The organism is Enterobacter sp. S-33, from assembly GCF_028735835.1.
Lineage (GTDB): Bacteria > Pseudomonadota > Gammaproteobacteria > Enterobacterales > Enterobacteriaceae > Enterobacter > Enterobacter vonholyi.
On sequence record NZ_CP117838.1, the window covers coordinates 4,509,385 to 4,521,221 of the forward strand.

Sequence of the window (11,837 nt, forward strand, 5' to 3'; positions counted from 1 at the left end):
GCCCTGCGGTTTTGTAGGCCCGGTAAGCGTCAGCGCCACCGGGCTTTTTTACAGCCGTCCCAGCAGGCTAAACCACAGATAATCCAGCGGCAGCAGCACCAGATACGTTGCAATAGCCAGCGCCAGACAAAGCACCATCCCCGCCCTGGCAGGCACCTTTCCTAACCCCATCGCCACCACAATCGGCGACGCCTGATAGGGCAGCAGCGGCGTGGAATAGCCCAGCACCTGAATCATGATCACCGACAGCAGCGGAAAACCGGTCGCGTCCGAAAAACTCTGCGCCAGAGTGGTATACAGCGCCGGAACGCCGTTGGCGGTCATAATGAAGTTGAGTGCGGTGGTAATACCGGTCAGCGCCAGGAAACTGGTGAACGGTCGGCCTGCATCCAGCGGCATAATGCGGAGCAACGCCTCGCCCACCGCCGTTCCGATACCGGTTTGCGTCACGACGATCGCCAGCCCCAGAATACCGGCAACGTAGATACAGGTGCGCATATTCACCCCCGCAGAAAACTCTTCCCCGGTAATGAAACCAATGCGCGGCAGCATAACGATGATCGACGCCGCCAGCCCCGTCCACGCGGGCCCCACGCCGTGCCAGCTCTCCGTAACCCACATCCCCAGCACCACCGCCAGCAGCCAGGCAAGACGCTTTTCGTCCCGCCCCATAGGCTCAGACGGCGCCTGTTCTTTCGGCGGTTTTGGGCTGCCGGGAAATAGCCAGCAGATGAGGCCAATCAGAATCAGGCCTTTGAGAATGCCCAGCACCGGCGTGTGCAGCAGCAGATAAGGGACATAGTTCAGATGGATGCCGTACGAGCCTTCCGCCGCACCGCTCATCACCAGGTTAGGGACGTTAGCGGGCAGAATCGTCGCCGAAAGCTGGAAAGTCCCAAACCCTACCGCCAGCGCCAGACCAAACCACGCTCGGGAGCCGTCTGCGATACCGGCGCGTTTCGCCATCGCGGCGACAATCGGCATCAGTAGCGCAATACGTCCCATATTCGACGGCATCACAAACGCCAGCGCGTAGCTCAGCAGCACCACGCTCGCCACCATCAACACCCAGGAGTCGGTGAGCCTTGCCGACAGCGCCCTGGCGGCCCTGTCTGCCAGTCCGGTTTTACGGATCGCCACGCCGAGCACGAATCCGCTGAAGACCAGCCAGAAAGCAGACGAGGCAAAACCGCCGAAAATCACCTCCGGCGGGGCGATCTTCGCGGTCATTGCCGCCGTAAAGAACAGCAGCGCGGTGATAAATTCCGGCAACAGCGACGTCGCCCATAGCACGATAGTGACGCCAACGATCAGTGACGGTACCAGCAGAGGATACGTTGACCAGAGCGACATACCTGTCTCCTGTAGAATTTTTCAGCAAGTCTACGGCGACAGGCAGGGCGAGTAAACGCTATTTATGGTGGGGTCAATTCAGAATAGCGCATTGATGATCCTGCAGTTCCTCAGCTGACGCGCGGTTAAGCATCAGCAGGTTACGTTCGGTTGCCAGCAACACAAACGAACCATCGGACTGCTGTGCCATCGCCAGGGCGAAGCGCCCCATATGGTCGCGCGCTTCCGGCAGCTCTTCAGCCAGCATTATAAACGGGCTGCGCTGCACCAACTCATTCTCCGTCACCCGACGAGCAAGATACTCATGCCCTTCCAGCCCGCCGGGAAGCGGCAGCCACTGGGTGCTGATTTCTGCCTGCGCGGCGTTGAGTTTCTCGCGCACGTCCGGGCGAAGGCAGGAGATATGAATATGAAAGTGGTTCTGCGTGCGCCCTGTCGGGGAGTTAATCGTCAGCGAAATGGCGCTGTCAGGCACCTCGGCTCCGCGCTTCAGGGTCATAAAGCTGCGCGACTGCCAGGCCAGCCAGAAAAAGTTCGGCGTATGCGCTTCGGTCAACAGCGGGCTCTCGGTGCCGTTGATGCGATAGGTCGGCATCAGCAGGTATTGCAGCGGCCCGTTGCGGTCTTTAAATATCACATAGCCTGCATCCGTTTTCACCTGCACACACGGTGCCGGGTTACGATTCTGGATCTGATTCGGCACACACTGGTCGAGAACAATATGTCTTAACGCATTCGGATTACCCGCCTTCATCCAGTACACGCCGCCAGCGGCAAGGGCGATGACAATGAGGATCAATAAGATAATTTTTTTCACAACGCGTTCCCTGTTTTCGATTGAGGCAAAAGAGTAACGCAAAATGATGACCAAATAAAAAACCCGGCGGATTTCTCACGCCGGGTCACCGTGTCACAGGCTACTGGTTAGCGCTGGCTGATTTGGTCGAAGGTACCGCCATTAGAGAAGTGCTCTTTCTGCGCTTTCGTCCAGCCGCCGAACTCGTCATCGATGGTGAAGAGTTTCAGTTTAGGGAATACGCTTTCGTATTTCTTCGCAACAGCCGGATCGCGTGGACGATAGAAGTTTTTCGCCGCAATTTCCTGGCCTTCTGGCGAATAGAGATACTTCAGGTAAGCTTCCGCCACCGCTTTGGTATCTTTCTTCTCAACCACTTTATCGACCACGGAAACGGTCGGCTCAGCCAGAATCGATTCGCTCGGGGTCACGATCTCGAATTTGTCTTTACCCAGTTCGTTGGTCGCCAGCAGCGCTTCGTTTTCCCATGCAATCAGCACGTCGCCAATCCCGCGCTCGACGAAGGTGTTGGTGGCACCACGCGCGCCGGAGTCCAGCACCTCAACGTTTTTATACAGCGCCTTCACGAACTCCTGCGCTTTGGCCTGGTCGCCGTTGTTGTGATGCAGCGCGTAACCCCATGCGCCGAGGTAGTTCCAGCGAGCGCCGCCGGAGCTTTTCGGGTTCGGGGTAATCACAGAAACGCCCGGTTTGATCAGGTCGTTCCAGTCTTTAATTTGTTTCGGGTTGCCTTTACGCACCAGGAAGACGATGGTCGAGGTGTAGGGTGCGGAGTTATCCGGCAGGCGTTTGATCCAGTTTTTGTCAATGCGACCGCGCTCGGCGATCGCGTCGACATCGTAGGCCAGCGCCAGGGTCACCACGTCGGCTTCAATGCCGTTGATGACGGAGGTCGCTTGCTTGCCAGAACCTCCGTGAGACTGGCGAACCACGACATTGTCGCCGGTTTCCTGCTTCCAGTGTGCCGCAAACGCTTTGTTGTATTGCTCGTACAGTTCACGCGTCGGGTCGTATGACACGTTCAGTAATTGGATGTCCTTAGCCAGAACGCTGGTCGATGCCAGCAATAATGTTAAACCCACGCCCCATTTATTCATCGCCCAGCTCTCTTGTGTAGTGTTTTGATGAATGCAGCGTGCCAGAAAGCGATTCGAGGATTAAAGAATAAAAAAAGATTGGCTATAACGTAGTGGAATAAAAAAGCGTGCTCGCATAAAAAAGCCGGGTGGCGGCTACGCCTTACCCGGCCTACGAGTCGTGCCTTTGTAGGCCCGGTAAGCGCAGCGCCACCGGGCAACAGAGCCGATCAGTACAGTTTTTTCGCGCAGTCCAGCCAGTCACCTTTGAACGGACGCTTCATGTTTTCAATCGCGTCGATGATGTCGTGGTGAACCAGTTTTTCGTTCTGAATACCGACGCAGCGGCCGCCGTGGCCCTGCAGCAGCAGATCGATCGCGTACGCGCCCATACGGGACGCCAGAATACGGTCGTAAGGGCCTGGGGAACCGCCACGCTGGATGTGACCCAGTACGGTCGCGCGGGTTTCGCGTTTGGTTTCGGCTTCGATGTACTTCGCCAGCTCGTCAACGTCACAGATGTGCTCGGTGATAGCGACGATCGCGTGTTTTTTACCCTTCGCGATGCCCGCTTTGATTTCAGCAACCAGATCTTCACGGCTAAATTCGACTTCTGGCACGACGATAAATTCGCAACCGCCCGCAATGGCAGCCGCCAGCGTCAGGTCGCCACAGTAACGGCCCATCACTTCAACGATAGAGATACGCTGGTGAGAAGACGAGGTGTCACGCAGGCGGTCAATCGCTTCAACAACGGTACCGAGTGCAGTAAAGAAGCCGATAGTGTAGTCAGTACCTTTGATGTCGTTGTCGATGGTGCCCGGCAGACCGATGCACGGGAAGCCCATTTCGGTCAGACGTTTTGCACCCATGTAGGAGCCGTCACCGCCGATAACCACCAGGGCGTCCAGGCCGCGTTTCTTCATGTTTTCGATAGCCACTTCACGAACGTGTTCGTCGCGGAATTCCGGGAAGCGCGCAGAACCGAGGAAAGTACCGCCACGGTTGATCATGTCAGACACGCTGTAGCGGTCGAGCTGAACCATACGATCTTCATACAAGCCCAGATAACCGTCATAAACGCCAAAAACTTCCAGGCCTTCCGTCAGCGCTGCACGGACAACACCACGAATTGCCGCGTTCATGCCCGGCGCATCACCGCCGCTTGTCAACACACCGATTTTCTTAATCATGACTACCTCTGAACTTAGGAATGCAAAATTGAAATCTGTTGCCGGAAGAAACTTATCGACCAACGAATACTGCAAATAGTATATCAATCCCTTCCAGCTGAATTGATTCAGGTCAGACCAAACGGCGGTAATTTATACACAAAATGCTGGCCTGGCTCACTTTTTTACAACGAATTACGAAAGCCCAACATGACCGGGTACAACCGAGCAGGGATCCTGGTGAATGATGACGTCTGAACCAGGAAAACGCTGCAAAATCGCCTGCTCGACCTGCTCAGCAATAACGTGAGCCTGTACCAGTGGCAGGTTGTCTTCCATTTCAATATGAATCTGTATAAAGCGGGTCGGCCCTGACTGCCGCGTTCGAAGATCGTGTGCACCGCTGACGCCGGGCCAGGAGGTCACGATTGAAAAAATTTCATTACGTTCTGAGTCCGGGAGGGCGCGGTCAAGCAGTGATTGCACCGCTTCATACCCCATCCGCAGAGCGCTATATAAAATATAGATACCAATCCCTAACGCAAACAACGCATCGGCGCGATGCCAGCCATACCAGGCCAGACCGAGCGCAATAAGAATAGCCCCATTCATCATAACATCAGATTGATAATGAAGCATATCCGCCCTTACAGCCTGACTTTGCGTTTTGCGAACAACCCAGCGCTGGAACGTTACCAGAACGAGTGTGCATATAAGCGCGACTATCGTCACAACGACGCCCACGCCGGGATCGTTCATCGGTGTTGGCGAGACGAGATGCTGAATGCCGGTTAAAAACAGGAACAGCGCAGAGCCGGAAATGAACATACTTTGCGCCAGCGCGGCCAGCGACTCCGCTTTGCCGTGCCCAAACGTGTGCTCTTCGTCCGCTGGCTGCAGCGAGTAACGCACCACCAGCAGGTTGGTCAACGAGGCGGCAATATCCATCAGCGAGTCCACCAGCGCCGCCAGAATACTGACCGAGCCGGTATACCACCACGCAAAGATTTTAATCAGTAACAGGCTGGAGGCCATGACGGTCGCCGCAATGGCGGCCCGGCTGACCAGTCTTCCATAGGATTGATTCATAAACGCTCCTGTCATGTTATGCCGCTAGTATAACGGAAGCATTGGGAGTCAAAGGATGAATAAACGGTTAACAAAAGAAATGACGAGCAAAAGACCTGTCGCAGATGAAGAGAAATAGATTATGCAGGATTACAATCATACTATTGATATAAATGGTTTTTATAACGAGATATTCGCCCGTGACGTTCATCAATAAGGAAGCCCCGTTTAAAAGGGGCTTTCCTGATTTGAAACCTGAAAATGCTAAGTCAGCACTTAACCATATTTTCTGGCAAAGTCGTCTTCAGAGGTGCACAGATAGATAATAAACTCAATGAAGGCAATGACTGACGGTATGAAGGTCCAGCAAAAGATGAGGTAAAGGAATCCCTGGCCAATCTTACCTAAGTAAAATTTATGTGCGCCCAGGCCTCCTAAGAAGAAAGCGAGCAATGCTGCGGTAAGCTTATTTTTACTTCCTGCTGCAACCTGGCTTGCGCCACAATGCGGACAGGCCTTAGCGGTACTGTGCAACTCCTTGCCACATCCTCGGCAAAAAACCATTCCTGACATGATATCCCCTTTTGTTTCTTATCAGTAGCTTGCATATTTTACAAACAATTCAGAAAAATACTATTTTAAAAAAGAATATATCGTCGGAATGAAAATAATGAGCCCTTGATTTAGGGGGGGTAGAAGAAGGAATAAAAAAAACCCCCACATCATGTGGGGGAAGACAGGGATGGTGTCTATGGCAAGGAAAACAGGGTTTACTGGTTACTACGGGTACTGCTATTGCTACTGAAAAACGTCGTTTCTGAGCTTCGCTGCATCCGTGCAACCTCTCGCAGCTGATCCATACGCTGCTGATGTCTGGTGTTCAAAACCGCTTGCTGCTCGGGCGTTAGCAGATGGAACATCTGGTTGCGGACCTTCGCCATCTCTACCTGGCGGGCAACCTGTTCCTGTGCCATTTTTTCGGCCTGAGCGCGCACAGCGCTTTCGTCAAAATTTTCTGCGGTGACAAGGCGATGCATTGTCTCCATTTCGCTAACATTAACAGGGGGCTGGTCGTGTCTTGCCCTCTGCATCAGATCTCGCATCTGTTGACGCTGATGTTCGGTTAAACTTATGCCGTCAAACATATGGCTTTGGCTGCTGTTCTGCGTTGCGCCCTCTTGTAAGGGACTGTTATCGCTGATGATAGCTTCAGCAGCCTGGCTAAACGCACTGAACGCCAGCGTTGAGGCCATGACGGCAGCGGTAACTTTGCGCATCACTTGCTCCCAAAAATCTTTCGTGTCGCGATTCAACGAGAGACAGTCTACGATTCAGGCTGCAAACATGCGTCAGGGGGTGTAAAACAACGTAAAGTCATGGATTAGACAGCCTTGATGTCGTAATTTCTGCCTCGGAGGTATTTAAACAATGAATAAAATCCTGTTAGTTGATGATGACCGAGAGCTCACATCCCTTTTAAAGGAGTTGCTCGACATGGAAGGTTTCAACGTCCTGGTTGCCCATGATGGCGAGCAGGCGCTGAGTCTCCTTGACGACAGCATCGATTTACTTTTGCTCGACGTGATGATGCCGAAGAAAAACGGTATTGATACGTTGAAAGAACTTCGCCAGACACACCAGACTCCCGTAATCATGCTGACCGCACGCGGCAGCGAACTTGATCGCGTACTCGGCCTTGAGCTTGGCGCGGATGACTATTTACCAAAGCCGTTTAACGACCGTGAACTGGTTGCCCGTATTCGCGCTATCCTGCGTCGTTCCCACTGGAGCGAACAGCAGCAAAATACCGACAACAGCTCACCTACACTAGAAGTCGACTCCCTGAGCCTCAACCCGGGCCGTCAGGAAGCGAGCTTTGATGGCCAGACGCTGGAACTGACCGGCACGGAGTTCACCCTGCTATATCTGCTGGCGCAGCACCTCGGCCAGGTGGTTTCGCGTGAACATCTAAGCCAGGAGGTTCTGGGCAAACGCCTCACCCCGTTTGACCGCGCCATCGACATGCACATCTCTAACCTGCGCCGTAAGCTGCCGGAGCGTAAAGACGGTCACCCATGGTTTAAAACCCTGCGTGGTCGCGGTTATCTGATGGTTTCCGCTTCATGATAGGAAGCTTAACCGCCCGCATCTTCGCCATCTTCTGGCTGACGCTGGCACTGGTTTTAATGCTCGTACTGATGTTGCCAAAACTTGACTCACGCCAGATGACGGAGCTTCTCGACAGCGAGCAACGTCAGGGCGTGATGATCGAGCAGCACGTGGAAGCCGAGCTGGCAAACGATCCGCCAAACGATTTAATGTGGTGGCGCAGGCTGTTTCGCGCTATCGACAAGTGGGCGCCGCCCGGACAACGCCTGCTGCTGGTGACCAGCGAAGGCCGCGTGATTGGGGCCGATCGCAATGAAATGCAGATTATCCGCAACTTCATTGGCCAGGCGGATAACGCCGATCATCCCCAGAAGAAGAAATATGGGCGCGTAGAGATGGTGGGGCCTTTCTCCGTCAGGGACGGAGAGGATAATTATCAGCTCTACCTGATTCGCCCCGCGAGCAGCTCCCAGTCCGACTTCATCAACCTGCTGTTTGACCGCCCTCTCCTGCTGCTGATTGTTACTATGCTGGTCAGCTCGCCGCTGCTGTTATGGCTGGCGTGGAGCCTGGCAAAACCGGCGCGTAAGCTGAAGAATGCCGCCGATGAGGTGGCACAGGGTAACCTGCGACAACACCCTGAACTGGAAGCCGGACCGCAGGAGTTCCTTGCCGCCGGGACCAGTTTTAACCAGATGGTGAGCGCTCTCGATCGCATGATGACCGCACAGCAGCGCCTGCTGTCGGATATCTCGCACGAGCTGCGCACCCCGCTTACGCGCTTACAGCTTGGCACCGCGCTGCTGCGTCGCCGCAGCGGGGAAAGCAAAGAGCTGGAACGTATCGAAACCGAAGCTCACCGCCTGGACAGCATGATCAACGATCTGCTGGTCATGTCCCGCAATCAACAGAAAAACGCGCTGGTTAGCGAAACGGTGAAAGCGAATCACCTCTGGCACGAGGTGCTGGACAACGCGGCATTCGAAGCAGAGCAGATGGGCAAATCCTTCACCGTCAACTTCCCGCCGGGCCCGTGGCCGCTTTACGGTAACCCCAACGCGCTGGAAAGCGCGCTGGAGAATATCGTGCGTAACGCCCTGCGCTACTCGCATACGAAGATTGAGGTGGCGTTCTCGGTGGATAAAGACGGGATCACCGTCATTGTCGACGACGACGGTCCTGGCGTCAGCCCGGAAGATCGCGAGCAGATTTTCCGTCCGTTCTATCGTACCGATGAGGCGCGCGACCGGGAATCCGGCGGCACGGGGCTGGGTCTGGCGATTGTTGAAACCGCCATGCAGCAGCACCGCGGCTGGGTGAAAGCCGACGACAGCCCGCTGGGTGGACTACGGTTAACGCTGTGGCTACCATTGTACAAGCGTTCGTAACCCCCTCACCCTAACCCTCTCCCCGAAGGGGAGAGGGCCGGGATGAAGGGCACTACTTACCCCACAATCTCCGGGAATTATCCTCGATCCTGCTGCTTAAACGTCGCTTCTGCATCGTTCTTGTCCAGCTGGTCGATAGCCCCGCCGCCGAAAGCAGGCGATGATACTGCTCGTCATCAAACGGCATATGCCACGCAATGGCGCAGGCGTCATAAACAGACACCTCACTCAGGCGTGATACCAGCTCGAGCGGCGCATCTGCTGCGACCTGCCCGGCCAGCACCACCCGGTACAGCCAGCCGGTTTTACCCGCGCTTTGCATCTGAGCCGACATGTCATGAATACCGAAATGGAAGTTGAGCTTGAAGCACGGCGAGCGTGGCTGCGTCACCTGAATCAGGGCATCGCCCCAGCGGTAGATATCACCGATAAAAACGTTCTTTTCGGTGAGCCCTTCGGTGGAGAGATTCTCGCCAAACGCGGGGGCGACGAAGAGATCCGCCTGCTCGGGGAACTCGGTTTTCCAGTACTGATAGTGTTCGCGCGGATAGTGGCACAGCGCGCGCTCCGGCCCGCCGTGGATCTTCTTTTCGGCCTGCTCGTCGCCAGCAAGCCCGAGGTCGGTCAACGTCAGCTCACCGTCGACCTGAATTTTGGCGATGGCGCTCGGGCGGCTGCCGTCGTACTCCCTTACCTTGCCTGTAAATACATTCACCGGATAATGCATCGCTGCTCCTTTCTGCAGATACAAAAAAAGCGAGCCATCAGACTCGCTTCTCACAGGCGTCAATGCAACCTTATTTTTTAGCGGCGAAACGCGCTGCTGCTTCGTCCCAGTTCACCACGTCCCAGAACGCTTTAATGTAGTCCGGGCGACGGTTCTGGAATTTCAGGTAGTAAGCGTGTTCCCACACGTCCAGACCCAGGATTGGGAAGCCGGATGCGCCAGAGATCGCTTCACCCATCAGCGGGGAATCCTGGTTAGCAGTAGAAACAACCGCCAGTTTGTCACCTTTCAGTACCAACCACGCCCAGCCGGAGCCGAAGCGGGTTGCAGCGGCTTTCTCGAACTCCGCTTTGAAGTTGTCAACGGAACCGAAGTCGCGCTCGATAGCCGCTTTCAGGTCGCCCTGCAGGGTGGTACCGGTTTTCAGGCCTTTCCAGAACAGGCTGTGGTTTGCATGGCCGCCCGCGTTGTTACGCAGCACGGTTTTCTTGTCCGCTGGCAGCTGGTCCAGCTTGGTGATCAGCTCTTCAACAGGCAGGTTAGCGAACTCTGGCAGGCTTTCCAGCGCGGCGTTCGCGTTGTTCACGTAGGTCTGGTGATGTTTAGTGTGATGGATTTCCATCGTCTGCTTGTCGAAATGCGGTTCCAGTGCGTCGTAGGCATACGGCAGGGATGGCAGTGTATAACTCATAATCCTCTCCATTATTGTCGGGCGGCACAGCTGTTAATGCCGCGTAAGCAGTTGGTTCATTATAGTTAATTAAATGATATTGAAAATGATTATCAATGCCGTAGTTTTTATAAGGTTATTCATTTTTTGACCAACGCAGGAATAGTGAATGTGTTCAGGGCGTTAATGGACTTCCAGCGCCTTATTGCCTGCCGCAATCTCCTCCCTGCTGCTGAGCGTAAACGCCGACACCACCGTAATCGCCAGCACGAAACAGCCCAGCATCAGGTATGTCTCCTGGAAACCGATCCGGTCATACATATTTCCGGCAAACGCGGAGAGGAAGATCGCTGCCGACTGTTTGGCAAACTGGAAGCCAATCAGGTAGATAGTCGCCGAAAGACGCGTATCAAACACCCCGGTGATGTACTTGAAGGCCCCCACCAGCAGGAACGGCACCTCCAGCGCGTGCAGCATCTTCAGGGCAATCACTTCTACGGCGGTGGTGGCAAACGACGAGCCGATAATGCGCGTCGCCATAATCACCCCGGCGATGAGCAGCGTGTTTTTCGCGCCGATGCGGTTAATGATCCACGGTGAACAAAACATGATGATCGCGTTGCAGATTTCCCCGGCAGTGGTCGCAAAACCAAAGGCGCGAGTGCCCTCCTGCGGCGTGGCGAAGAACGTTTTGAAGAAGGTAGCAAACTGCTGGTCAAAGACGTCATAGACGCAGGCCACGCCAATCACGTACAGAATAAACATCCACATCCTGCGCTGACGGAACAGGCTAAAGACCGTTTTCGCGGTGATCTGCGGCTGGTTGGCACCCAGCGCATTCATCACCTGCGCCGTCTGGTTGGGTTTTGGCTTCGCGACCACCAGCAATAGCATCAACAGCAGCGCCGCCGCCGAACCCATCCAGAAAACATACGACGGATCGATGCCGAACAGGATCCCGCCCGTGGAGGCGCATAGCCCCCAGCCGAGGCAGCCAAACATGCGCGCCTTACCGTACTCAAAAAAACTGTTACGGCTCACGCGTTCAATGTAGGCCTCAATGGCCCCTGAGCCCGCCGAAAAGACAAAGCCGATATACATGCCGCCGCTCAGCGCGCCCAGCCAGATGTTGGCTTTTAGTAACGGCGCGAAGACGTAGAGGAAGAAAGGGGCAAACAGGAACAGCAGCACGGAGATGATCCACAGCAGGTGTTTTTTTAGACCCAGTTTATCCGAGATCACCCCAAGCACCGGCTGGAAGGCAATGGCCGAGAGTGAGATGCAGGAAAAGACGATGCCGGTATGGGTTTTGTTCAGGCCGATGATATCCGACAGCCAGATCGGCAGGAACGGAAAGCAGGTGGCCATGATGAAGAAGTAGAGAAAGAAGAACAGCCCGAAAATCCAGAAGTTAGGGTTGTCTTTGTGGGTACAGGGTGTTGTGTTCATTATTTTTA

Annotated in this window: 12 protein-coding genes; 2 read left to right on the forward strand and 10 right to left on the reverse strand. The window is 54.8% G+C overall.

Translation table 11 applies throughout. The features are described 5' to 3' along the window. Positions 1-48: 48 nt before the first annotated feature. The 7 genes from PUP35_RS21450 to cpxP all read right to left on the reverse strand — a co-directional run bounded on the left by PUP35_RS21450 (position 49) and on the right by cpxP (position 6,763). Entirely contained in the window at positions 49-1,353 is a 1,305-nt protein-coding gene (locus PUP35_RS21450; RefSeq protein WP_127732639.1) for an SLC13 family permease, read from the reverse strand. A gap of 73 nt (positions 1,354-1,426) precedes the next feature. Beyond that, entirely contained in the window at positions 1,427-2,170 is a 744-nt protein-coding gene (locus PUP35_RS21455) for a CDP-diacylglycerol diphosphatase (protein WP_115876979.1), read from the reverse strand. A gap of 107 nt (positions 2,171-2,277) precedes the next feature. Then, the gene (locus PUP35_RS21460; RefSeq protein ID WP_029741703.1) at positions 2,278-3,267 is read right to left on the reverse strand and encodes a sulfate ABC transporter substrate-binding protein; all 990 of its coding nucleotides are present in this window, start codon (positions 3,265-3,267) and stop codon (positions 2,278-2,280) included. 209 nt (positions 3,268-3,476) lie between these two features. Next, positions 3,477-4,439, reverse strand: coding sequence for a 6-phosphofructokinase (gene pfkA, locus PUP35_RS21465; RefSeq protein ID WP_023309696.1), 963 nt, complete (start codon positions 4,437-4,439; stop codon positions 3,477-3,479). Positions 4,440-4,613: 174 nt separating this feature from the next. Beyond that, positions 4,614-5,507, reverse strand: coding sequence for a CDF family cation-efflux transporter FieF (gene fieF / locus PUP35_RS21470; protein WP_023309697.1), 894 nt, complete (start codon positions 5,505-5,507; stop codon positions 4,614-4,616). Positions 5,508-5,762: 255 nt separating this feature from the next. Next, on the reverse strand, positions 5,763-6,059 hold the full coding sequence (locus tag PUP35_RS21475) for a TM2 domain-containing protein (RefSeq protein ID WP_115876978.1): 297 nt from the start codon (positions 6,057-6,059) through the stop codon (positions 5,763-5,765). A gap of 197 nt (positions 6,060-6,256) precedes the next feature. Next, a complete protein-coding gene (gene cpxP, locus PUP35_RS21480; protein WP_024909200.1) occupies positions 6,257-6,763 on the reverse strand; it encodes a cell-envelope stress modulator CpxP in 507 nt (168 codons plus the stop codon). Between the two features lie 151 nt (positions 6,764-6,914). Here cpxP and cpxR point away from each other — a divergent pair, with 151 nt between their 5' ends. Together cpxR and cpxA are read left to right on the forward strand one after the other, a co-directional pair. Then, positions 6,915-7,613: an envelope stress response regulator transcription factor CpxR gene (gene cpxR, locus PUP35_RS21485; protein WP_006179159.1), complete on the forward strand. Its 699-nt coding sequence runs from the start codon at positions 6,915-6,917 to the stop codon at positions 7,611-7,613. Continuing rightward, the gene (cpxA, locus tag PUP35_RS21490) at positions 7,610-8,983 is read left to right on the forward strand and encodes an envelope stress sensor histidine kinase CpxA (RefSeq protein WP_045329509.1); all 1,374 of its coding nucleotides are present in this window, start codon (positions 7,610-7,612) and stop codon (positions 8,981-8,983) included. The genes cpxR and cpxA overlap by 4 nt, the downstream gene beginning before the upstream one ends. A gap of 52 nt (positions 8,984-9,035) precedes the next feature. On the opposite strand, the gene yiiM is transcribed toward cpxA, so the two are convergent. From yiiM to PUP35_RS21505, 3 genes are all read right to left on the reverse strand, one after another. After that, the gene (yiiM, locus tag PUP35_RS21495; RefSeq protein ID WP_407719103.1) at positions 9,036-9,710 is read right to left on the reverse strand and encodes a 6-hydroxyaminopurine reductase; all 675 of its coding nucleotides are present in this window, start codon (positions 9,708-9,710) and stop codon (positions 9,036-9,038) included. Positions 9,711-9,780: 70 nt separating this feature from the next. Further along, positions 9,781-10,401 carry a superoxide dismutase [Mn] gene (gene sodA / locus PUP35_RS21500; RefSeq protein ID WP_003861999.1) on the reverse strand — a complete coding sequence of 207 codons (621 nt, stop codon included), beginning with the start codon at positions 10,399-10,401 and terminating at the stop codon, positions 9,781-9,783. Positions 10,402-10,563: 162 nt separating this feature from the next. Beyond that, entirely contained in the window at positions 10,564-11,829 is a 1,266-nt protein-coding gene (locus PUP35_RS21505; RefSeq protein ID WP_127732645.1) for an MFS transporter, read from the reverse strand. Positions 11,830-11,837: the final 8 nt, after the last annotated feature.

Coding starts and splice junctions, on each gene's coding strand:
- PUP35_RS21450 (WP_127732639.1), bottom strand. CDS start 1,353: ATGTCGCTCTGGTCAACGTATCCTCTGCTGGTACCGTCACTGATCGTT.
- PUP35_RS21460 (WP_029741703.1), bottom strand. CDS start 3,267: ATGAATAAATGGGGCGTGGGTTTAACATTATTGCTGGCATCGACCAGC.
- pfkA (WP_023309696.1), bottom strand. CDS start 4,439: ATGATTAAGAAAATCGGTGTGTTGACAAGCGGCGGTGATGCGCCGGGC.
- fieF (WP_023309697.1), bottom strand. CDS start 5,507: ATGAATCAATCCTATGGAAGACTGGTCAGCCGGGCCGCCATTGCGGCG.
- PUP35_RS21475 (WP_115876978.1), bottom strand. CDS start 6,059: ATGTCAGGAATGGTTTTTTGCCGAGGATGTGGCAAGGAGTTGCACAGT.
- cpxP (WP_024909200.1), bottom strand. CDS start 6,763: ATGCGCAAAGTTACCGCTGCCGTCATGGCCTCAACGCTGGCGTTCAGT.
- cpxR (WP_006179159.1), top strand. CDS start 6,915: ATGAATAAAATCCTGTTAGTTGATGATGACCGAGAGCTCACATCCCTT.
- cpxA (WP_045329509.1), top strand. CDS start 7,610: ATGATAGGAAGCTTAACCGCCCGCATCTTCGCCATCTTCTGGCTGACG.
- yiiM (WP_407719103.1), bottom strand. CDS start 9,710: ATGCATTATCCGGTGAATGTATTTACAGGCAAGGTAAGGGAGTACGAC.
- sodA (WP_003861999.1), bottom strand. CDS start 10,401: ATGAGTTATACACTGCCATCCCTGCCGTATGCCTACGACGCACTGGAA.
- PUP35_RS21505 (WP_127732645.1), bottom strand. CDS start 11,829: ATGAACACAACACCCTGTACCCACAAAGACAACCCTAACTTCTGGATT.